Origin of the sequence: Micromonospora sp. DT229, assembly GCF_049844505.1 — a bacterium.
GTDB lineage: Bacteria > Actinomycetota > Actinomycetes > Mycobacteriales > Micromonosporaceae > Micromonospora.
In genome coordinates this window covers 342,352-361,644 of record NZ_JBNCLD010000007.1, presented here as the reverse complement: position 1 = coordinate 361,644, position 19,293 = coordinate 342,352, and the positions used below count along the sequence as shown (strand labels likewise).

The following is a 19,293-nucleotide window of genomic DNA, read 5'->3' as shown; positions in this document are numbered from 1 at the left end:
CCCCCTCCGGGACTGTCGGCCTGTCGGTCAGTCGGGCTGCTTTTCCATGTGGGCGAGGACGCGTTTCGAGATCCTGGCGAAGGTGTCGAGTTCATCCTGGGTGAGGGCGTCGATGAACAGCCGGCGGACGTGCTCGACATGCCGGGGTGCGGCGTCTTCGATCGCCGTGACGCCGGCTGAGGTGGCGATGATGAACGCGCCGCGCCCGTCCTCGGGACATTCCTCCTTGTTCACCAGTCCGCGCTTCGTCATCCGCGCGATCTGGTGGGACATGCGACTCTTCTCCCACTCCAACAGCTTGACCAGGTCCATGAAGCGCATCCGTCCGCCGGTCTCGGTCAGTTTGGCGAGCACCAGGTAGTCGGAGGCGGACATGCCGGAGTCAGCCTGGACCCGGCGGGAGAGTCGTCCGACGAGCTTCTCCTGCATGCGGATGAAACTGTCCCAGGCGGCCTGCTGCTCAGAGGTGAGCCAGCGGGGTGTTGCGTTCATGCAGGCAGCGTAACCAGGTCCTGGACAACGCCCCGCAAGCGCTACGAATCGCCGCCGACGGCATCGCCCAGGCCGGCCCCGCCGCCCTCGGACGAGGTCTCCAGTCACCCGGACCGGTCGGCGAACCGGCGACCCCGACGAGGGCGGTTGACGTGTCAACTATTGGCAGTCTAATGTAGATGACACGTCAACCAATCCGATGGGTTCGTCATCCGGTCGCCCCCGTACCTGGCTCACCGCGCGAATCGAGATGGCGACGCGCCGAAGGGGCGCACGGACGCGAAGCTCCAGAAGGGGATATCCCATGAGCACGGAGAACAAGGCCGGTATCGACGCCCTGCTGACGCCCGAGGACAGCGTCCTCGTGCTGATCGACCACCAGCCGTTCCAGTTCGCCAACCTGAACAGCCACGAGCCGACGATGGTCGTCAACAACGTCGTCGGACTCGCCAAGGCTGCCAAGGTGTTCGACGTCCCGACCATTCTGACGACCGTGTTGCAGGAGCGAGGCGGCCTTATCATCCAGGGTCTGCAGGATGTGTTCCCGGAGCAGAAACCGATCAACAGGACCTTCATCAACACCTGGCAGGACCCACGCGTCGTGGATGCTGTCAAGGCGACCGGACGCAAGAAGCTGATCATCGCTGGCCTCTGGACGGAGATCTGTGTGGCGATGCCGGCCCTGCAGGCAGCGGGCGAGGGCTTCGAGGTCTTCGCGGTCACCGACGCCTCGGGCGGTGTCTCGAAGGAGGCCCACGACATGGCGGTGCGCCGCATGGTCCAGGCGGGCGTAGTGCCGATCACCTGGATGGCCGTGTTGGGCGAGTGGCAGCGCGACTGGGCGCGCGAGAAGACCGTGCCTGGCGTCGCCGAGATCCAGGCGCAGCACGGCGGTGCCAGCGGTGTGGCCTTCGCCTGGGAGATGCAACTCCTCGCCGGGGGCACCGGAGACGGCATCTGACATGACCACCGCACCGGCTTGATGGCAGTAGCTGATGCACCAACTACATCGAACAGTGTGGACCGAGGTCCGCGCGGAAGACGCATGGAGGACACGTGATGGTCGTAGTGAAGGACGTTCCTGAGGCCAAGCGGTACGAGGCCCGGGTCGATGGAGAGTCCACGGTCGCGGGCATCGCGCAGTACATCCGTACCGCGGAACTCGTCGCGTTCGTCCACACCGAGGTGTCGCCAAAGTACGAGGGCAGGGGAGTCGGGGCAGCACTGGCCCGTATAGCCCTCGACGAGGCCCGCACCGCGAACCTGCGGGTCCTGGCCACCTGCCCGTTCATCGCGGGGTGGATCGACCGACACCCCGAGTACCAGGACCTGGTCTACCAGGCCCGCAGCACCGTCAGCGACTGAACAGCCGAGCACGGCGACGACGGAGGCCGGTATGAGCAGCGGAACCGAGAAGAAGGCGTACGAGGGCACGTCGATCACCGTCACCTTCGAGGCCCAGCGCTGCCGGCACGCCGCCGAATGCGTCCGCGGCCTGCCGGAGGTCTTCGACACGAGCCAGCGCCCGTGGATCCGGCCCGACGGTGCCGAGGCCGAACGCGTGGCCGAAGTGGTGCGGCGCTGTCCCTCGGGGGCACTGCAGTACGACCTCGCGGACGGCGGGGCCGAGGACTCCGGATCTCCGATGCGTACGCGGTGACCTCCGTGGAGTGTCGCGGCATCAGCGTGTAGTCCGGCACGTCGGCGTGGGCTTCCCCTGAGGCGCCCTGACGACCGTCGGGACACATGAGGACCCAGCCACCCGTCGGCGGGCCGAGCTGCTGCTACGCCGCTGGCAGCAGATCGTGGACGGGATGGCCGGGCAGCGCTGCACATCTCCGCCATCGAACGCGGCCCGCCCGCCGCACTCGGCCTGCTGGCGGCCTCCGACCGGCATCGGCCGGCGCGGCGGGCCAGGGGTCAGCGAGGGTCAGGCATCCTCGGTGTCGTCGTCACCGTCTTCGTCGCGTAGCAGACGATCGAGGTCTTCAGGTCTCATCCGCTTGATCTCGGCTTCGAGCTTGCGGCTGTAGTGGCGGTCGTTGGGGTCGCTGCCGTTGCCGGCCGCCACCCGTCCGTACATCTTCATACAGCAGTCTTGATCTTTGCCGAGCAGCGGCTGGTCATCCAGCCCGACCGCGTGCGGACCCGGATGGCGTCGGCAGCGACGCCGCTGCCCGGCCGCAGGCCGTCGAGCCAAGTTTTCCGAGGTCAGCCTCTTGACCTCTCGCAGAGGCTCCCCCTATGTTCAGTGATGTCTACAGACTAACGCGGACATCAGTGAACAAGCGATGGGAGCGGCGTGGCCACGGCTCAGGAACTCACCCCCGCGGCGATCAGGGCCCTCACCCGAGAGGTCTCGCCGGCTGAAGCCGAGGCCCTGCACGAGCAGATCTCCCAGCTGATGCGGCAGCGCATCGAGTCGGGTGAGTGGCCGGAGCACCTGAAGTTGCCGGCGGAGCCGGAGCTGGCGGGCGCGCTCAACGTCTCGCGGGGCACCGTCCGGCGGGCGATCCGGACCCTGATCGAGGCCGGCCTGCTCAAGCAGACCCGTGGCAAGGGCACCTTCGTACGCGGACAGATGCTGGAGCAGGAGTTCGCCCAGGAGCTGATCTCCACGGCGCAGAGCCTGGACCGGGAGGGCGTGGAGTACCAGACCCAGGTGCTGTCTGCCCGGGTCATCCAGGCACCCAGCCACATCGCCGCCCACCTCGGTCTGCCCGCTGACGACCTCAGCGTGCTGGCCATCCGACGTACCCGATCGGTCGCCGGTGAGGTGGTCTACCTGCTGGACAACTACCTACCCACCGTCCTGTGCCCGGATCTGTCCCCGCAGGTCCTTCAGGACCGGTCGCTGTTCGGAGTGCTCGAACACGACTACGGCGTGACCGTCGACTCCGTACGGCGTACCTTCTCCGCAATCCTCCCCGGCGACGAGGTCAGTGACGCGATGTCGCTGCGCCCGGGCATCCCCGTCCTCTACCTCGAACAGATCTCCTACCAGTCCAACGGAGACGCCGTCGAGTACTCCGACGTATGGGTACGCGGAGACCGCGTCCGGATCTCCTCCTGGATCAAACGGTAGGCATCCGCCCGCCGCCCCCCACTCTGCACCACATCCCCCACCCCCACGCGCCCCGACGGTGGTCCTCCACCGCCGTCGATGCGTGCTGCCAACAGGAGACATCATGCGAAACGAGGCTTCATTCAGGTTGTCCCGCCGGGGTTTGCTGACCGGCGCCCTGGGCTTCACCGGCGCGCTGGCCCTCGGCGCCTGCGCCTCCCGCGAAGGCGACACAGGCACCCCGAGCGCCACGACAGGCAGCCGGACACTCGGCGCCTCCGGCATGGAATGGGACCGCTTCAAGGGCGAGACCCTCAACCTCCTGCTCTGCGAACACTGGTGGACCTCCGCGGTCAGCAAGCGGTTCTCCGAGTTCGAGGCCCTGACCGGGATGAAGATCAAGGCCAACACCCTGTCCGAGGACAGCTACTACCAGCAGGCCCTGGTGGCCCTCTCCTCCGGCGCCACCACGTACGACGCGCTGATGGTGGGCAACCTCCAGGCCGGGCAGTACATGAACGCCGGGTGGCTGGAGCCGCTGGACACCTACTTCGGCGGCGGTGGTCTGGTCGACGCCGACTGGTTCGACACCAACGACTTCTTCGCGCCGGCCCGTAAGGCCAGCAGCCTCAACGGGGAGCTGATGGCCCTGCCGCTGTCCGCCGAGGCCGGGGTGGTCATCTACCGCAAGGACCTCGCGGCCCAGGCCGGCATCACCGGATTCCCCACCCAGGAGAGCCTGGTCGACGCGAGCGCCAAACTCTCCGCCGCCATGGAGCGCCCCTTCGCCGGCCGGGGCCGCCGTGGTCTGGACATCGTGTGGACCTGGACGAACTTCTTCCTCACCCAGGGCGGGGAGTTCTACAACGGCAACACCCCGACGGTCGACAGCCCCGAGGCGGTCGCCGCCACCGAGCTGTACGTGCAGCAACTGCTCAGCAAGTACGGCCCCAAGGGTGCCTCCAACATGAGCTGGCTCGAGGCCACCGGCACGGTCAACGAGGGCCGGTCGGCCCTCTACACCGACGCCAGCGGCCTGCTGTCGGTCGTGCTCGACAAGAACAGCAGCAAGCACACCGACCAGATCGCCGTGTCCCGGTGGCCCGGCAGCGCCGCCGCCAAGGCCGCCCCGAACTACTGGTACTGGATGGCCGGCATCCCCAAGGCCTCCCGCAAGAAGGAGCAGGCCGCCCTCTTCTACGCCTGGGCGATGAGCAAGGAGACCGCCACCTCGGTCAGCTCCGAGTCGGGCAGCCCCTCGGCCCGCGAGTCCGTGTGGTCGAACGACGACTTCCTCTCCTTCTACCCCGGCGACATGTCGAAGGAGATCGTCGCCAACCTCCAGGCCGTGCAGCCGGATCGGGTCCCGTACGCCCGGCCCACCTTCCCGAGCGAGGCCGACGCCCTCTCCCTCGAACTGATCAAGGTGCTGGTGGACGGCAAGGACCCGAAGCGTGCCATGGCCGACGCGGCTGCCGCGATGGCCCGAGCGGGCCGATGAGTCCCCGTCCCGCCGGCCTGACCCGCCGGCGTCGTCCACGCCGAACGAGGTTGTGATGTCCGCAGACCGAACAGCTGTGCTGTCGCGGCAGGCCGCCGGCTCCACGCCGGCGGCACCGCCGGGCACCGCCGGTGGTACGCCCCGACCGGACGACAGGCGCAGCAGAAGACTGTTCCTCATCGGCATGCTCGCCCCGATGACCGTGCTGCTGCTGGCGTTCACGGTCTACCCCTTCGTGTCGGTGCTGGTCAACTCGCTGCGGCACAACAACCTGACCCGCCCCGACGAGCAGGGCTTCGCCGGGCTGACCAACTTCGCCAACACCATCGGGGAACCGGGCCTGCTCCGGGCGCTGCTGCTCACCGTCGGCATGGTCCTGGTCGCCGTGGTCGCCGAGTTCCTCCTGGGTACCCTCGCGGCCTCGCTGCTGTGGCGACCGCTGCGCGGCAGCCGCCTCTACCTGGCCCTGCTCGTGTTGCCGTTCGGCGCCACCCCGGTCGCGGCGTACCTGTCCTGGCGGCTGATGCTCAACCCGGACGGCGGACAGATCAACGCCACCCTGGCAGCCGTCGGGCTACCCACACCGGGCTGGACCTCGGAACCCATGCTGGCCGTGCTCGCCCTCGTGGTGGTCGACATCTGGCAGTGGGCGCCGTTCATCACCCTGGTCATGCTCGCCGGCCTGAAATCCCTGCCGGACGAGACCTTCGAAGCCGCCGCCCTCGACGGCGCCAGCGCCCTGCAACGGCTGGTCCGCATCGCGCTGCCGATGCTCAAACCACTGGTGGCCTTCGTCGTCACGATCCGGGCGATCGACGCGGTCCGCACCTTCGACTCCATCTGGATCATCACCGGGGGAGGGCCGGGAGCGGCGACCGAGACCCTTGTCGTACGCATCTACCGGACCGCCTTCAACGACCTGCACATCGGTGAGGCCTCCGCGCTGGGCCTGCTGCTGCTCGTCGTCCTGTTCATCGTCGGGAAACGGTTCGCCGCCCCCGCGCTGCAACGGTTGGAGCACTAGTGCACGAGTCTCGAAAAGGCCGGGTGCTGCGGACCGCGGCGATCTGGGCCCTCATCCTCTGGTCGATCCTGCCGTTCGCCTTCATGCTCCGGGTCGGCTTCGCCGCCCCCAGCGACATCCACGGCGGTGCGCCGGACTGGCTGGCCCCGCTGTACGTGTTCAACTTCGCCGACCTGTTCGGCGACGCCGAGTTCATGGGGGCGATCGGGCGGTCGGTGCTCGTCGCGGTGGTGTCCTCCGCGATCGCCATCGCCGCCGCCACCCCGGCCGCCTACGCCTGCGCCCGCATGCAGTTCAAGGGCCGGTCCGACTTCGAGTTCTGGGTGCTGTCCACCCGGATGCTCCCGGCGGTCGTCGTGGTCATCCCGTACTTCGTGCTGTTCCGCGAACTCGGCGGCATCGACACCGTATGGGCGCTGACCGTGATGCACACCGTGGTCAACCTGGCGGTGACCTTCTTCCTGCTGCGCAGCTTCTTCGCGGACCTGCCGGCCGCGGTCTTCGAGGCCGCCGACCTGGACGGCTGCTCCGAGACCAGGAAGTTCCTGAGCGTGGCCTGGCCGATGGTCCGCAACGGGGTGGCCGCCGCGGCCGTACTGAACTTCATCTTCTCCTGGAACGAGTTCGTCTTCGCCCTGACGCTGGCCAGCGGCGAAGCGAAGACCGTCTCGGTGGCGATGCTGGGGTTCATGCAGTTCCAGTCGGTCGCGGTCGGCCCGATGATGGCCGCCGGAACCCTGGCCGTGCTCCCGGTCGCCGTCGTGCTGTTCCTCGCGCAGAAGCAGCTGGTCACCGGCATGAGCTTCGGGGCGGTGAAGGGATGACCGACCTCGTCTGCGTCGTGGACGCCGGCACCACCGGCATCCGCTGCGCCCTGATCGACGATCAGGGCGAGGTACACGCTCAGCGCAGCCACGAACTGGTCATAGACCACCCCCACCCGGGCCACGCCGAGCAGTCCCTGCCGGCGATGTGGGAGGTGACCGTACGGCTGCTCCGGGACATCCAGGCCCTCGCCGCACAGGCCGGGCATCGCATCGTCGCGCTCACCCTGGCCACCCAGCGGGCCTCCGTCGCCGGACTCGACAAGGACCTGCGACCGGTCACCCCGCTGGTGCTCTGGATGGACCAGCGCGGCGCCGGCGAACTGGAGGCCATGGGCCGGTCGGTGGACGCGCAGACCTACAGCCGGATCTCCGGCATGCCGCTGAGCACCATGCCGGCCCTGGCCACCCTGGTCTGGCTGCGCAACCACACCCCGCGGGCGTACGCGGACTGCGCGTACTTCGTCGGGGTGCAGGAGTGGCTGCTGCACAGGCTGGCCGGCGGCCCGCCGCAGGTCGACCGCAGCTGCGCGTCCTGGTTCGGACTGCTCGACCTGAGCGACGGACGCTGGAGCAGGGACCTGCTGGACGCCTTCGACCTCGACGAGGACCGGCTGCCCGCGCTGCGCGCCTCCACCGACGTCGCCGGTCGACTTCTCGACGAGGTGGCCGACACCACGGGCCTGCCCCGCCGGCTGCCCGTGCACGTCGGCGGCGGCGACCAGCAGTGCTCGGCGGCCGGAGGCGGTGGTGTGCGGGCCGGTGCCGCGACGGTCAACCTGGGCACCTCGGCGACGATGGTCTTCCCGGCCGCCGTCGGCGACGCCCCCGAGGTCGCGGGCTTCGTCCGCGCCGCGCACGTCGTCGAGGACCACGTGTCCGTCGAGGGCACCATCCCCGCCTGCGGATCGGTGCTCCGCTGGCTGCGGACCCTGCTGCGCTACGGCGACGACGAGGCGGCGTACGAACGCATGTCGGCCGATGCTCACGCGGTCGAACCCGGCGCGCGGGGCCTGCTGTTCGCACCGACCATGGCGGGGGTCGGTACCCCGCACTGGACGGCGGCGAGCGGCCGGATGAGCGGCCTGGACTTCGCCCACGGAGCGGGCTTCGTCGTCCGGGCCGCGATGGAGGGCATCGCCCTCCAGGTCCGGGACGTGCTGCGTCACCTGCCACCGGCCCTGGCCGGTCCGACCTTGACCGCGATCGGCGGCGGTGCCCGATCGGCCGTGTTCTGCCAGATCCTGGCCGACGTCACCGGCCGGGCCGTCGAGGTGCCGGCGGGTGATCCGCAGGCGGCCCCGCTGCGCGGCGCGGCCATGTCGGCCTGGGTGGGACTCGGCCGGTACGACAACCTCCCGCAGGCCGCCGGCCCACTGCTCACCGCTGGTCGACGCCACCGGCCCGACCCCACCACCGCCCCTGTCTACGACGCGCTGTACGGCCGGTACCTCGACCTGTCGGGTCTGGCAGCGGCGTGACGAGCACAAGCAAGGAGAACACGAGAATGGAAGCCCACCCTGCCGACGAACAGTCGATGCGGGCGTTGATGCTGACCGGTGACCGCCAATCGGTCGTACGCCAGGTGCCGCGCCCGGTGCCGGCCCACGACGAGGTGCTGGTCCGAGTGACCGTGTCCGCGGTGTGCGGCAGCGACCTGCCGCACTACCGCAAGTCGACGCAGGAACTAGGCCACCGGCTGCACACGGTGCCCGGCCACGAGGCGGTGGGAGTGATCGCCCGGGCCGCCGCCAGTGGCGACGGACCGGCCGAAGGCACCCGGGTCATCGTCTACCAGCACTCGGGCTGCGGCGACTGCACCTTCTGCCGCAGCGGTGAGCCGATGTTCTGCGCCGACCGGCGCACCCTGGGCAACCACCGCAGCGGAGCGGACGCCGAATACCTCACCGCACCGGCCACCGGAGTCCTGCCCGTACCCGCCGACGTCAGCGACGCCATGGCGGCCCTGATCGCCTGCAACTTCGGCACCGCCTACTCGGCCTTCCGCAAGTCCGGGGTAGCGGTGGGTGACCGGGTGGCCGTGTTCGGCCTCGGGCCGGTGGGCTGCTGCGTGGTGGCCCTCGCGGCGGCCGCCGGAGCAGAGGTGTTCGCCGTCGACCCGATCGAGGGGCGGCGGGACCTGGCCAAGACCCTCGGGGCCGCCACCCTCATCGACCCGATCGGACAGGACCCGGTCGCCGTCGTCGCGGCCGTGACCGAGGGGCGTGGACCCGAGGTCGTGTTCGAGTGCTCCGCCAACCCGGCCGCGCAGACCCAGGTGATGAAGCTGGCCCGGCCACACGGCACCGTCGTGCTGCTCGGCGCCAACAACAGCATGGAGATCGACCCCGGGGTCGACGTGATCCGCAAGGAACTGCGGGTCATCGGCAGTTGGGTCTTCACCCAGCCCGAGTTCCCGGCGGTCCTGCGAGCCGCCCGCGGTCTCCCCGCGCTCCAGCACCTGATCACCGACCCCTTCCCCGCCCAGCGGGCCCCCGAAGCGCTGGCCGCGGCGGACGCCGGGCACATCGGCAAGGTGCTGATCGACTGGTCCTGACCCGACCAGGCGTACCAGCCGCTCCGGCTTTCCCTCTTCCACCCTCCCGGTTCCACCCCATCCGTGCGGTTGTCGGCGTACCCGCCCACCGCAGGGTGCCGCACGTCCGCAGAAGGAGACCCCGCAATGACTTCCGCCCCCGCAAACCTGCCGGCCGACCTGACTCCCGCCACCCTGGCGCCGTACATCCAGCACACCCTGATCGAGGTGGGCACCACCCGGGACCGCATGATCGAGCACGCCGAGGAGGCCCTGAAGTACGGCTTCAACGCCGCGATGGTGCCCGGATCCTGGGTGCCGGTGGTCGCCGAGGTGCTGCGCGGCAGCGGCGTCCAGGTCGCCTCCGCCCTAGACTTCCCGACCGTCGGGGTCACCACCAGTGCCGGGAAGGCCTTCGAGGCGGAGAGCCTGGTGCGTGCCGGCGCCGACCAGATCGACATCGGCGTCCAGATCGGCTGGCTGAAAAGCGGCATGTACGACGAGTTCCGCGAGGACATCGCCGGTGTGGTCCGGGCCTCCGGGGTCCCGATCAAGGTGATGCTGGAACTGCCGCTGCTGACCGAGGCGGAGCGGGAGACCGCCATCGAACTGTCCATCGAGGCCGGTGCCGCGTACCTGAAGAACGCCAGCAGCGGCGCGATCGAAGTCGCCAACCCGACCAGCATCGGCTACCTGGTGGACCGTGCCGCCGGCCGGACCAAGGTCAAGGCGTCCGGCAGCATCAAGTCCTACCCGCAGGCCGTCGGGCTCCTGCGTGCCGGTGCCGAACTGCTCGGCACCAGCGCCGGAATCGCGATCGTGACCGACTCGGCCAACGAGGAGACGATCAGCTACTGATCGGATGACCACATCCAGGGCGTCGGTTGCCGGGCATCGTCGGATCCGCCGACGCCAACGGCGATCGACGTCCTGGGATCTCCGTGGGATTCAACACTCCCGACATAAGGCATAGGATCTGGCGTCGGGGCTGTTGCGATCGAGCCGAGGCAATGCCCCAGATGACAGGGGAGGGACGTGTCTCGATCGCCTCGTCTCGGTCTGCTCCGCGAGCCTGACTTCCGCCGCTTCTTCGGTGCGACCGTGGCCGGACAACTCTCCGACCGGTTCGTGTTCCTCGCGCTGCCGCTGGTGGCGATCGTCTGGCTCGACGCGAACGAGTTCGAGGTCGGCGTCCTGACCGCGATGACGACGGCAGGATCGCTGCTGATAGGGCTGCCGGCCGGGGCCTGGATCGACCGCTGGCGCAAGCGCCCGGTCATGGTCAATACGGATCTGGTGCGAGCGGCGCTGTTGCTGCTCGTGCCGCTGGCCTGGTGGACGGGCACGCTGACGATCTGGCTGTTGTTCGCGGTCGCGCTTGTCCACGGTCTCCTGACGGTGCTGTTCGAGGTCGGCTACACCAGCTACCTGCCGGCGCTGGTCGGCCGTGAGCATCTCGTCGAGGGCAACGCGAAGATCGCCGCAGCCCGTTCCGCCGTGAGTATCAGCGGCCCTGGCCTGGCCGGGCCGCTGGTCGCCGGGCTGGGCGCGCCGCTGACCTTGGTGGCGAGTTCCGCCGGAATGCTGCTGTCCGCGCTGGGACTGCTGCGCATCCGTACGCCGGAGCCGCAGCCACCGGCTGCCGCCGACCGGCACCTGGTGCGTGAGGTCGCGGAAGGGCTGCGGTTCGTGCTCGGTCATCCGCTGCTGCGACCGACGCTGTTCACGGACGGCATCTTCAGCCTCTTCCTCGTCACCTACCAGACGATGCTGCTGGTGTTCCTGTCCCGGCACCTGGGTCTGGGGTCCTTCGGCATCGGGTTGGTGCTGTCCGTGATGGCCTGCGGCGGGTTCGCCGGGGCACTGCTGGCCCGCCGGGTGGTCGCCCGGATCGGTCCCGGCCCGACCGTCTGGCTGGCTCCGCTGTGTACGGCGCCGGCCGCCGCCCTGTTGCCGGCGGCTCGGCCCGGCTGGCTGCTCTGGCTCGCCGTGGCCGGTCTGGCCCTGCTCTCCCTGGGCGGCGTGATCCGACTGATCGCGCAGGTCGGCCTGCAACAGCACGTCACCCCGGACCGGCTGCTCGGCCGGATGAGCGCCACCGTCCGCTTCGTCCAGTGGGGCAGCATGCCGATCGCGGGCCTGCTCGGTGGCCTGCTCGGTAGTCTGCTCGGCGCGCCGGCAGTGCTCTGGATCGGCGCGGCCGGGATGACCGCAGCATTTCTGCCCGCACTGCTGTCGCCGCTGCGGACCACGCGCGAGCTACCGGTGCCGGACGAAGGGCGCATTCCAGTTCCGGAGCGTGGCTGACGCTGACGGGGCGTACCCCTTCTGGTCGTGCCAGGTCAGGCGGTGAGCGGCACGGCCTCGGCGGGGTACGGCGTCCAGGGGGGTTCGCGTAGGGCGGGGCAGTGTTCCGGGGTCGGGTGGTTGGCGATGTGGATCATGTGGTCGAGGGCGTCGCGGGCGGCGGTGAGGGCGGCGATGGCGGTCGTGATGCGTTGGCGTTCGGCGGCCATCAGCTCGAAGACCTCGGGGGACCCGTGCCCGGTGTCCACGTAGGGCATCAGTTGCAGGATGGTCCGGCTGGGCAGGCCGGCGGTGAACAACTGCTGGATCAGCCGGACCCGTTCCACCGCCGATTCGGGGTAGACGCGCTGGCCACTGAGGGTGCGCTCCGAGGTGAGCAGGCCCTGCTCCTCGTAGTAGCGCAGGGCTCGGGTGCTGACGCCCGCCCGTCGTGCCAGGTCGCCGATGCGCATCTGGGTCTCCTCTCGACTTGCCCTTGACGTCAACGTCAAGTCCTACCGTAGTCGACGCAGGGCCGGACCCGGCCCAGCGAAATCGGAGAAGACCCATGCAGGGAGCAGTGATCCCGATGAACATCGCCGACCAGATCGCCCTAGTCACCGGCGCCAACCGGGGCATCGGCCGCCAGTTCGTACTCGAACTGCTGGAGCGAGGGGCGAGCAAGGTGTACGCCACCGCCCGTCGCCCGGAGACCCTGGACTTCGACGACCCCCGGGTGGTGCCGCTGCGACTCGACCTGCTCGACCACGACTCCATCGCCACGGCCGCGGCCACCGCGACCGATGTCACCCTCCTGGTCAACAACGCCGGCATCGCCACCGGCGCCCAGCTGGTCACCGGCGACCTGACCGAGGTACGCCGGGAGATGGACACCCACTTCTGGGGCACCCTCGAGGTGATCCGGCAGTTCACCCCGGCGCTGGCCGCAGGCGGCGGGGGCGCGATCGTTAACGTGCTGTCCGCGCTGTCCTGGTTCGCCGCCCCGGGCACCGGCTCCTACTCGGCCGCCAAGGCCGCCGAGTGGAACATGACAAACGCGGTACGCCTGGAACTCGCCCCGCAGGGCACCCTGGTCCAGGGGGTCCTGCTCGGTGCCGCCGACACGACCATGTCGGCCGGCTACGACGGACCGAAGATCGAGGCCCGGGAGGTGCCACGGCTGTCCCTGGACGGCCTGGAGGCCGGTTCGATCGAGGTGATCGTCGACGAGTGGACCGCGATGGTGAAGTCCTCCCTGTCGGGAGACCCCGCCCCCTTCTACACCCAGATCACCGAACTCCTCGGCGCCAACTGAGCGCCGCTGCCGTCTTACCAGGAGGGCCCGGCGGTGTCACCCGCCGGGCCCCGGGGGTGGGTCACGGACTCCAGACCACGTGCGGGTTCACCTGCCCGGTCCAGTTGAAGACGGCCATGTTGTCCCAGCCGTTGCCGGTGCCGTTGATGTCGGCCGGGTCCCAGCCGTTGCCCCGGATGGCGTACCAGGTGGGTTCCCAGTAGAAGACCCCGACCCCGCCGGCGTTGCGTACGGTGTTCTGCACCCAGGTGAACTGTTGCGCCTGCCCGGCCCAGGTGGCCGGGATGTTGTCACACAGCACGGTGCCGGGAATCGCGTTGCCCTGATGGTCGGCGTTGGCGCTGGTGAACTGGTACGCGGTCTCGGCGAGCACCACCGGCTTGCCGTAACGGGACCGCAGGTCGGCGATCACGTTGTACAGGTTGGCCAGCGAGCCGTGCCACATGCAGTAGTAGGACAGGGCGGTGACATCCCAGGTCACCCCCTGAGCCCGGATGCCGTCGTAGAACCAGCGGGCATTGGCCATGCTGTCCGCGTTCGCGGTGTGGATCCACACCTGGGTGCCGCTGTTGCAGGCCTTGGTGGCCCGGTAGCCCTGCTTGAGCAGGCTCGCCAGCGGCGCGAAGTTGTTGTTGACCACCCGCCCGGCCGGCCACAACATGCCCACGTTGATCTCGTTGCCGATCTGCACCGCGTCCGGGGTGGTGCCCTGCGCCTTCAGGGCGGTACACACCTCGTGGGTGTAGTGGTATACGTCGTTCTGCAACTGGCTCAACGAGTGGTTGGCCCAGGCCGCGGGCGGATACTGCTTCCCGGGGTCGGCCCAGGTGTCCGAGTAGTGGAAGTCGATCAGCAGCTTGAAGCCCTTGGCCTTGATCGTCCTGGCCTGCTGGAGCACCTTGGCCTTGTTGTTGTAGCCGCTGACCGGGTTGTTCCAGATCCGCAGCCGCAGGTAGTTGACCCCCTTGGCGGCGAGGATGTCGTACGGGTCGGCCTGCGCGCCGGAGGCATCGTAGTACCGGGCCCCGAGGTCCAGGCTGCGTTGCAGGGAGGAGACATCCGCGCCGCGCATGGTGAGGGTGTTGGCCGCCTGCGCGGGGGCGGTCAGGGCCAGCGGGGCCGCGAGTACGACCACCGCCAGGGCGGCCCGGAGGGACGGTTTCATGGCGCTCCTTCACATGGAGGATGCGATGCCCGCCCGGGGAGCGGGCACGTCCGGCGGTTCCGCCGGACGGTTCTGGGACCAGGTGAGGTGGTGGTGGGGGCGTCACCACATGGTGACGCATCAATCAAGCGCCGCTCGTCTGGCCGATGCTACGGTGCGTCGTTTCTCCGGACCTGGGGCAGGATGGTGCGGCTGCGTCCGGGGCGGGGGTACGCCTCGGCGGCTGCGGCCAGCCGGGCGGCGTGTTCGCGTTGTTTCTGCCAGTGGCCGTAGAGCGCGCCGCGTTGGGAGAGGCGGTCGACCTGGCGGATGGTGTCGGGGTCGACATCGCCGGGTGGGGCGTCGCGCCAGGGGGTACCGGGCAGCGGCATGAAGGTGTGGGCGTGGATGCGGGCGCCGACCTCGGCCAGTTCACCGGCCAGGCGCAGCGAGTCGGCGACGTCCTGTTCGCTCTCGCCGGGCATACCGAAGATCATGTCGACGTTGATCCGGAAGCCTTCCTCGATGCCGAGACGGGCGGCCCGCTTGACCTCCTCGACCCCGTGACCGCGTTTCGCGGCGTCCAGGACCCGGTCGGAGCCGGACTGGGCGCCGACGATGATGTTGTTGTTGGCGCAGTACTTCTTGACCAGCCGCAGGGCGGCCCGGCTGACGTGCTCGGGTCGGATCTCGCTGGGGAAGGAGCCGAAGAACACCCGCCCGTTCGGGCCGATGCCCTCCTTGCAGGTGGCCAGCAGTTCCTCGACGGCGTCGAGGTTCGGTTCCTCGTTCTGGCTGCCGTAGCTCAACGCCGTAGGGGTGATGAACCGGACGTCCCGCAGCCCACGGGCCCGCATCTGGTCGACGTGCCACCGTACGTTCGACACGCTGCGGTGCCGGAACTTGGCGGAGAACATGAAGGGGGTCTGGCAGAAGCGGCAGGAGAAGACGCAGCCCCGGGTGATCTCCAGGGCGTTGAAGCGGTCCCAGCGCAGCGAGAAGCCCCGGAAGTCGTCGAGGGGTCGCCGTTGCGGTCGCCCGGTGCGCACCACGGCGCCGGTGGGGTCGCGGTACACAAGCCCGGTGATGCCGGTCGGGTCGCCGACGGCGTCCACCAGGTGCAGCAGGGTGGTCTCACCCTCGCCGACCGCCGCCATGTCCCACCCGGCGTCCAGGGTCTGCACCGGCTCGGCGGTGGCGTGCACCCCACCGGCCAGGTGGGTGACGTTCGGGGCGTCGGCCAGGGCCCGGATCTCGGCCAGTTCCTGGGCCAGGGCGTGGGCGTCGGGGGAGTAGAACGACCACAGCACCAGTACCCGGGTGGCGGTGGCTGCGGCGTCCCGGATGTGCGCGGCGGTGGCCGCCGGGGTGTCACCGAACCGCACCTCGTACCGGGTCGAGGTCTGGTGGGTCTCCAACGCGCCGAGCAGGACGTGCAGGCCGTACGTAACCGCCTTGCGGTAGCGCAGCACCAGCACCAGTTCGGCAGCCTCCATGGCGGCGATTGTGTCAGGGGCTACGGCCGTGCCATCGACGGGCACCGGGCGGCCCCAGTGCCCGTCGACGGACGGTCAGTACCGCAGGTTGCGCAGGTAGCGGTAGCCGACCTCGGCGGTCTGCTGGGGCGTCACGTCGGGGGTGTCGTTCTCCACGATGTATTCCTGCACCTGGTGGCCCCGGAAGATCCGGGCGAAGTCGATCATCCCGGTGCCCAGGTCGGCCATGTCTCCGTCGGCGGCGTGCCGGTCCTTCACGTGGTACTGGAGGACCTGCTGGGGCGCGGAGCGGATCACCTCCAGGGTGAAGGCCTCCGGGTCGGCCGCCCCGGCACCGGACTCGATGCCACCGGTGACCGCCCAGTAGATGTCGATCTCCAGGTGAACCAGCTTCGGGTCGAGCTCGGTGGTCAGGATGTCCCAGGGAGTACGTCCGCCACCGAGGTCGATGGTGAACTCGTGGGCGTGGTTGTGATAGCCGTACCGCAGGCCCGCCTTGCGCGCCGCCGCGGCCTCCACGTTCATCTGCTCCGCCCAGCGCTTCCAGTCGTCGGCGCTCTCGGAGTACAGGTAGGGCACCACCAGGTACTTCTGGCCCAGGATGACCGCGTCCTGGATCTTCTGCCATAGCGCGGCGGGGTCGGCGCTGATCCCGTCGTGGCTGGAGCTGGCCTTGATCCCGATGCTGTCGAGGAACCGGCGTAGCTGACCGGCGCTGCGACCGAAGTAGCCCAGTGCCAGCTCCACCCTGGGGTAGCCGATACGGGCCAGGTGCCGGAGGGTGGCGTCGTAGCCAGGTGCGCCGTTCAGCGCGTCCCGCACCGTCCACAGCTGGATGCTGATCAACCCCGGCGGCACCGGACGCCGCCCCGGCTGCCCCGGCCCGTGACCGGGTCCGTGTCCATGCCCGTGACCGGGCCCGTGCTCATGCCCGTGACCGGGCCCGTGTCCGGGGCCGGCGGTCGCGGCGGTCGCACCGATCCCGGAGGCGGCCAGCCCCACACCGGCGGCTACCGCCAACGAACCGCGCAACAGACCCCGCCGGTTCAGGCCGGATCGTCGCAGCGCGGCATCGCCGTCGTACCCGTAACACATGTGGCACTCCCTTCGTGGTGCGTGAACCTGGCCGAGGTCGCTCCGGGTCGGCCGACACCTCGATCGGTGTACGGCCCGACACCCGGGATGACCGGTGGTGGTGTTCGGCCAGGGTGGAACTTCTCGGATCGACAATAGGCGATGTCAGGGGTTCGGCGGGGGAATGTGGGGGCCAGCGGCGTCCGGGTCCGCACCAATTGATAGACGCCTATGAATTCGGTGCTCCGACGGCGATCCTGTCCCTACCGGTCTCGTCGCTCGAAGGGAGCACGCATGATCAAGGTTCGCGTCGGATGCCGGCGTCTCGCGGTCGCGGTGGGCGTCGCGCTGATCCTCACGGTCGCGCCGATCGCCACCGGGCCGGCGTACGCCGACGCCCAGGTCGAGACGTACACCGTCGGCAAGAACTTGACCCTCTACAGGTCGACCTGGGGCGCGCCGGTGGCGGTGCACCGTGACTCGGCCGCGCTGCCCGGAGCCGCTGTTGCCCTGCTCGGGTCCGGATCTACCGTCCCTCGGGTGTTCGCGATCAATGCGAGTGGCGCTCTCGTCATGTGGAGCACTTCGACCGGCGCGGGCGGGCAGACGAGCATCGAAGGACCCGGCGGCCAGGCCCTGCCCGGGACGTCGGTCACCGCTGCCGGTACGGAGGTCTTCTTCGTCGGCCGCTACGGGGCGATCTACAACAAGTCATACCGAGGCGGTACGCGGGTCGGCCCCCGACAGATCACCGCGGCCGGTGTCGCCGCACCCGGTGCGGTTGTCGCCGCCATCCCCGGATCCACCGTCGGGGTGGCCTTCGTCGGCGTCGACGGGGCGGTGCGGGTGGTCCGGCCGAACAGTGCCGGCACCTGGATGACCTCCCTGGCCAGTCCACCGAACTTCGCCGTACCCGGTGGCGGGCTCGCCGTGGTCGGCAACGCGGCCGGGATCGTCACCGACACCGACGGACGGATCTGGCAGGTCAGGCTTACCGGTGGTCCGGTACCCGACCCATGGCAACCGGTGGCCGTCGCCGGTGTCGGGGCCGCACCCCCCGGGGCCCACCTCGCCACGGGCCTGTTCTCCAGTTCCCTGGCCGTCGTCATGTTCGCCGGTGAGGACGGTGCCATCCGGGCCACCTCCAATGTCAACGGAACCTGGCACGAGCCGACCCCGGTCACCAACGCCGGAGTCGCCATACCCGGAAGGCCGATCGCCCTCACTGTTCATGGTGATCACCTGCACGGCGACTGGTGCGGCAACAGCCTGGCCTGGCAGGTCCGCATCCCGAGGCCGGTTCCCTGGCCCGGCCCGCACCCCGAGCCGTGGAACGCCACCACCTATTTCTTCCAGGCCCCCAACATCCAACCCGGCGGCCACCTGGCCAGCCTGCTGCTTTGAGATTGGCAACTTCGGCCGCCGCCCGATCGGACGGCGGCCGAAGCAGCTTCGGTTCTGCGGATGACCGCCGGTGCGGCCCCTCAGCGCTGGGCGGCTCGCAGGTGGCGGATCAGGACCTCCACCGGGATTCCTAGGGCGCCGGCCAGCAGGACCATCGGCTCCGGGTGGCCCCGCGCGTTCAGGTCCTCGTAGATCGCGAGCAGGCCGCGTAATCGGACTTCGGCGTCCTCGGGCCGGTGCGGCAGTTCGGCGAGGCGTTCCTCGACGAACCGGCGGGCCGTGAGCTGGTCCCCGCCGATGCCGGGGAACTCCTTCGGTGGCTGCGGATCAGGCTGCTTCGACACGGCGTACCCCGCTCAGCCATCGAGGCGGTGGACGTCCGCCCGGCCCGGGGCCAAGCCGGGCCCGGCCCAGCCACCCTCTCCTCCACGGACACCACGCTGACGAACGACGAGCAGATGCGATTCCATCGGTTGCTCCTTCCGATGCTGCGGGCAGGACGATGCGGTGCGGGACGGGCAGAACAGGGGTGGTCGGATCGCCGGGGCCGGTGACGGCCCGGCCGGTCAGTCGAGGGCGACGGTGACGCCGCCGGAGAACGGCGAGTCGTGCAGTTCGAGCTTGGTGAGCTTGACCTTCTTGGGGATGTCGAAGACGACCACACCGGTGACCTGGTTGCCGGGGTTGATGTCGTTGAGGAAGGTCTCGGCGTTCTCGTTGGCGTACAGGCCGGCGGCCCCGTCGGCGGAGTACTCCGTCCCGTCGGCCGAGTACGCCTTCTGGCTGCTGCCGTCGAACATCTGCGACTCCTTGCCGATGTTCTTGACCTTGAGGGTGACCAGGCAGAACTGACCCTGGGCGGTGGCGCCGAGCAGGTCGTTGCCGACCTTGCGTACGCCGCACTTGGTCGACTTGACGGTGAACTCGAACTTGCCGTCGCGCGCCGGGTCACCGATCTTGGCCACCTTCGCGGCCTTCGCGGCCGGCTTGTCGGCCTTCCCCTCGCCGTCGCCGCCGCTGGCGTCACCGGCCCCCTCGGTGGTGGCGGCACCGCAACCCAGCCCGACCAGGGCGGTGGCGAGCAGAGCGATCAGCGTGGTCTTGCGCATTGTTTTCCTCCTGGTTCCGGTGTG

The 19,293-nt window shown here is 69.5% G+C and carries 21 protein-coding genes; 13 read left to right on the top strand and 8 right to left on the bottom strand.

Annotated elements, in window-relative coordinates; all coding sequences use genetic code 11:
- Window positions 1-27 precede the first annotated feature (27 nt).
- Window positions 28-492 (bottom strand): MarR family winged helix-turn-helix transcriptional regulator, encoded by a 465-nt coding sequence (locus ACLQ2T_RS14565; protein WP_425766622.1) that lies wholly within the window; start codon window positions 490-492, stop codon window positions 28-30.
- 304 nt (window positions 493-796) lie between these two features.
- Between ACLQ2T_RS14565 and ACLQ2T_RS14560 the strand changes: the two genes are divergently transcribed.
- The 3 genes from ACLQ2T_RS14560 to ACLQ2T_RS14550 all read left to right on the top strand — a co-directional run bounded on the left by ACLQ2T_RS14560 (window position 797) and on the right by ACLQ2T_RS14550 (window position 2,152).
- Window positions 797-1,453: a hydrolase gene (locus ACLQ2T_RS14560; protein ID WP_425766621.1), complete on the top strand. Its 657-nt coding sequence runs from the start codon at window positions 797-799 to the stop codon at window positions 1,451-1,453.
- A 98-nt stretch (window positions 1,454-1,551) separates the two neighbouring features.
- Window positions 1,552-1,857, top strand: a complete 306-nt coding sequence (locus ACLQ2T_RS14555) for a GNAT family N-acetyltransferase (protein ID WP_425766645.1) — start codon at window positions 1,552-1,554, stop codon at window positions 1,855-1,857.
- Window positions 1,858-1,888: 31 nt separating this feature from the next.
- Window positions 1,889-2,152 (top strand): (4Fe-4S)-binding protein, encoded by a 264-nt coding sequence (locus ACLQ2T_RS14550; RefSeq protein ID WP_425766620.1) that lies wholly within the window; start codon window positions 1,889-1,891, stop codon window positions 2,150-2,152.
- 270 nt (window positions 2,153-2,422) lie between these two features.
- Here the strand turns inward: ACLQ2T_RS14550 and ACLQ2T_RS14545 are convergent, their stop codons facing one another.
- A complete protein-coding gene (locus ACLQ2T_RS14545; protein WP_425766619.1) occupies window positions 2,423-2,581 on the bottom strand; it encodes a hypothetical protein in 159 nt (52 codons plus the stop codon).
- A 213-nt stretch (window positions 2,582-2,794) separates the two neighbouring features.
- Between ACLQ2T_RS14545 and ACLQ2T_RS14540 the strand changes: the two genes are divergently transcribed.
- The 8 genes from ACLQ2T_RS14540 (at window position 2,795) to ACLQ2T_RS14505 (ending at window position 11,748) form a co-directional block, all read left to right on the top strand.
- Complete coding sequence (locus tag ACLQ2T_RS14540; protein ID WP_425766618.1) at window positions 2,795-3,577, top strand: GntR family transcriptional regulator; 783 nt, start codon at window positions 2,795-2,797, stop codon at window positions 3,575-3,577.
- A 103-nt stretch (window positions 3,578-3,680) separates the two neighbouring features.
- Complete coding sequence (locus tag ACLQ2T_RS14535; RefSeq protein WP_425766616.1) at window positions 3,681-5,057, top strand: ABC transporter substrate-binding protein; 1,377 nt, start codon at window positions 3,681-3,683, stop codon at window positions 5,055-5,057.
- 55 nt (window positions 5,058-5,112) lie between these two features.
- Window positions 5,113-6,081, top strand: a complete 969-nt coding sequence (locus ACLQ2T_RS14530; RefSeq protein WP_425766615.1) for a carbohydrate ABC transporter permease — start codon at window positions 5,113-5,115, stop codon at window positions 6,079-6,081.
- Window positions 6,081-6,905, top strand: a complete 825-nt coding sequence (locus ACLQ2T_RS14525) for a carbohydrate ABC transporter permease (RefSeq protein ID WP_425766614.1) — start codon at window positions 6,081-6,083, stop codon at window positions 6,903-6,905. The genes ACLQ2T_RS14530 and ACLQ2T_RS14525 overlap by 1 nt, the downstream gene beginning before the upstream one ends.
- Window positions 6,902-8,386 (top strand): xylulokinase, encoded by a 1,485-nt coding sequence (locus ACLQ2T_RS14520; protein ID WP_425766612.1) that lies wholly within the window; start codon window positions 6,902-6,904, stop codon window positions 8,384-8,386. Before ACLQ2T_RS14525 ends, ACLQ2T_RS14520 begins: the two co-directional genes overlap by 4 nt.
- A gap of 26 nt (window positions 8,387-8,412) precedes the next feature.
- Window positions 8,413-9,462, top strand: coding sequence for a zinc-dependent alcohol dehydrogenase (locus ACLQ2T_RS14515; protein WP_425766611.1), 1,050 nt, complete (start codon window positions 8,413-8,415; stop codon window positions 9,460-9,462).
- A gap of 126 nt (window positions 9,463-9,588) precedes the next feature.
- Window positions 9,589-10,299 (top strand): deoxyribose-phosphate aldolase, encoded by a 711-nt coding sequence (deoC, locus tag ACLQ2T_RS14510; protein WP_425766610.1) that lies wholly within the window; start codon window positions 9,589-9,591, stop codon window positions 10,297-10,299.
- Between the two features lie 177 nt (window positions 10,300-10,476).
- Complete coding sequence (locus tag ACLQ2T_RS14505; protein WP_425766609.1) at window positions 10,477-11,748, top strand: MFS transporter; 1,272 nt, start codon at window positions 10,477-10,479, stop codon at window positions 11,746-11,748.
- Window positions 11,749-11,783: 35 nt separating this feature from the next.
- Here ACLQ2T_RS14505 and ACLQ2T_RS14500 read toward each other — a convergent pair whose 3' ends face one another.
- On the bottom strand, window positions 11,784-12,200 hold the full coding sequence (locus ACLQ2T_RS14500; protein WP_425766608.1) for a MerR family transcriptional regulator: 417 nt from the start codon (window positions 12,198-12,200) through the stop codon (window positions 11,784-11,786).
- A gap of 116 nt (window positions 12,201-12,316) precedes the next feature.
- On the opposite strand from ACLQ2T_RS14500, the gene ACLQ2T_RS14495 reads away from it, so the two are divergent.
- A complete protein-coding gene (locus tag ACLQ2T_RS14495; RefSeq protein ID WP_425766643.1) occupies window positions 12,317-13,042 on the top strand; it encodes an SDR family oxidoreductase in 726 nt (241 codons plus the stop codon).
- Window positions 13,043-13,103: 61 nt separating this feature from the next.
- Here ACLQ2T_RS14495 and ACLQ2T_RS14490 read toward each other — a convergent pair whose 3' ends face one another.
- From ACLQ2T_RS14490 to ACLQ2T_RS14480, 3 genes are all read right to left on the bottom strand, one after another.
- Window positions 13,104-14,207, bottom strand: a complete 1,104-nt coding sequence (locus ACLQ2T_RS14490) for a glycoside hydrolase family 53 protein (protein WP_425766607.1) — start codon at window positions 14,205-14,207, stop codon at window positions 13,104-13,106.
- A 149-nt stretch (window positions 14,208-14,356) separates the two neighbouring features.
- The gene (locus tag ACLQ2T_RS14485; RefSeq protein ID WP_425766606.1) at window positions 14,357-15,682 is read right to left on the bottom strand and encodes a TIGR04013 family B12-binding domain/radical SAM domain-containing protein; all 1,326 of its coding nucleotides are present in this window, start codon (window positions 15,680-15,682) and stop codon (window positions 14,357-14,359) included.
- Window positions 15,683-15,757: 75 nt separating this feature from the next.
- Window positions 15,758-16,777: a sugar phosphate isomerase/epimerase family protein gene (locus ACLQ2T_RS14480; protein ID WP_425766605.1), complete on the bottom strand. Its 1,020-nt coding sequence runs from the start codon at window positions 16,775-16,777 to the stop codon at window positions 15,758-15,760.
- Between the two features lie 273 nt (window positions 16,778-17,050).
- On the opposite strand from ACLQ2T_RS14480, the gene ACLQ2T_RS14475 reads away from it, so the two are divergent.
- Window positions 17,051-18,160, top strand: a complete 1,110-nt coding sequence (locus tag ACLQ2T_RS14475; RefSeq protein ID WP_425766604.1) for a hypothetical protein — start codon at window positions 17,051-17,053, stop codon at window positions 18,158-18,160.
- Window positions 18,161-18,240: 80 nt separating this feature from the next.
- Here the strand turns inward: ACLQ2T_RS14475 and ACLQ2T_RS14470 are convergent, their stop codons facing one another.
- Both ACLQ2T_RS14470 and ACLQ2T_RS14465 read right to left on the bottom strand, forming a co-directional pair.
- The gene (locus tag ACLQ2T_RS14470; protein ID WP_425766603.1) at window positions 18,241-18,504 is read right to left on the bottom strand and encodes a hypothetical protein; all 264 of its coding nucleotides are present in this window, start codon (window positions 18,502-18,504) and stop codon (window positions 18,241-18,243) included.
- A 222-nt stretch (window positions 18,505-18,726) separates the two neighbouring features.
- Complete coding sequence (locus ACLQ2T_RS14465; protein ID WP_425766602.1) at window positions 18,727-19,269, bottom strand: DUF4352 domain-containing protein; 543 nt, start codon at window positions 19,267-19,269, stop codon at window positions 18,727-18,729.
- Window positions 19,270-19,293: the final 24 nt, after the last annotated feature.

Coding starts and splice junctions, on each gene's coding strand:
- ACLQ2T_RS14500 (WP_425766608.1), bottom strand. CDS start 12,200: ATGCGCATCGGCGACCTGGCACGACGGGCGGGCGTCAGCACCCGAGCC.
- ACLQ2T_RS14475 (WP_425766604.1), top strand. CDS start 17,051: ATGATCAAGGTTCGCGTCGGATGCCGGCGTCTCGCGGTCGCGGTGGGC.
- ACLQ2T_RS14535 (WP_425766616.1), top strand. CDS start 3,681: ATGCGAAACGAGGCTTCATTCAGGTTGTCCCGCCGGGGTTTGCTGACC.
- ACLQ2T_RS14555 (WP_425766645.1), top strand. CDS start 1,552: ATGGTCGTAGTGAAGGACGTTCCTGAGGCCAAGCGGTACGAGGCCCGG.
- ACLQ2T_RS14530 (WP_425766615.1), top strand. CDS start 5,113: ATGTCCGCAGACCGAACAGCTGTGCTGTCGCGGCAGGCCGCCGGCTCC.
- ACLQ2T_RS14480 (WP_425766605.1), bottom strand. CDS start 16,777: ATGTGTTACGGGTACGACGGCGATGCCGCGCTGCGACGATCCGGCCTG.
- ACLQ2T_RS14545 (WP_425766619.1), bottom strand. CDS start 2,581: ATGAAGATGTACGGACGGGTGGCGGCCGGCAACGGCAGCGACCCCAAC.
- ACLQ2T_RS14515 (WP_425766611.1), top strand. CDS start 8,413: ATGGAAGCCCACCCTGCCGACGAACAGTCGATGCGGGCGTTGATGCTG.
- ACLQ2T_RS14465 (WP_425766602.1), bottom strand. CDS start 19,269: ATGCGCAAGACCACGCTGATCGCTCTGCTCGCCACCGCCCTGGTCGGG.
- ACLQ2T_RS14485 (WP_425766606.1), bottom strand. CDS start 15,682: ATGGAGGCTGCCGAACTGGTGCTGGTGCTGCGCTACCGCAAGGCGGTT.
- ACLQ2T_RS14560 (WP_425766621.1), top strand. CDS start 797: ATGAGCACGGAGAACAAGGCCGGTATCGACGCCCTGCTGACGCCCGAG.
- ACLQ2T_RS14520 (WP_425766612.1), top strand. CDS start 6,902: ATGACCGACCTCGTCTGCGTCGTGGACGCCGGCACCACCGGCATCCGC.
- ACLQ2T_RS14565 (WP_425766622.1), bottom strand. CDS start 492: ATGAACGCAACACCCCGCTGGCTCACCTCTGAGCAGCAGGCCGCCTGG.
- deoC (WP_425766610.1), top strand. CDS start 9,589: ATGACTTCCGCCCCCGCAAACCTGCCGGCCGACCTGACTCCCGCCACC.
- ACLQ2T_RS14495 (WP_425766643.1), top strand. CDS start 12,317: ATGAACATCGCCGACCAGATCGCCCTAGTCACCGGCGCCAACCGGGGC.
- ACLQ2T_RS14490 (WP_425766607.1), bottom strand. CDS start 14,207: ATGAAACCGTCCCTCCGGGCCGCCCTGGCGGTGGTCGTACTCGCGGCC.
- ACLQ2T_RS14550 (WP_425766620.1), top strand. CDS start 1,889: ATGAGCAGCGGAACCGAGAAGAAGGCGTACGAGGGCACGTCGATCACC.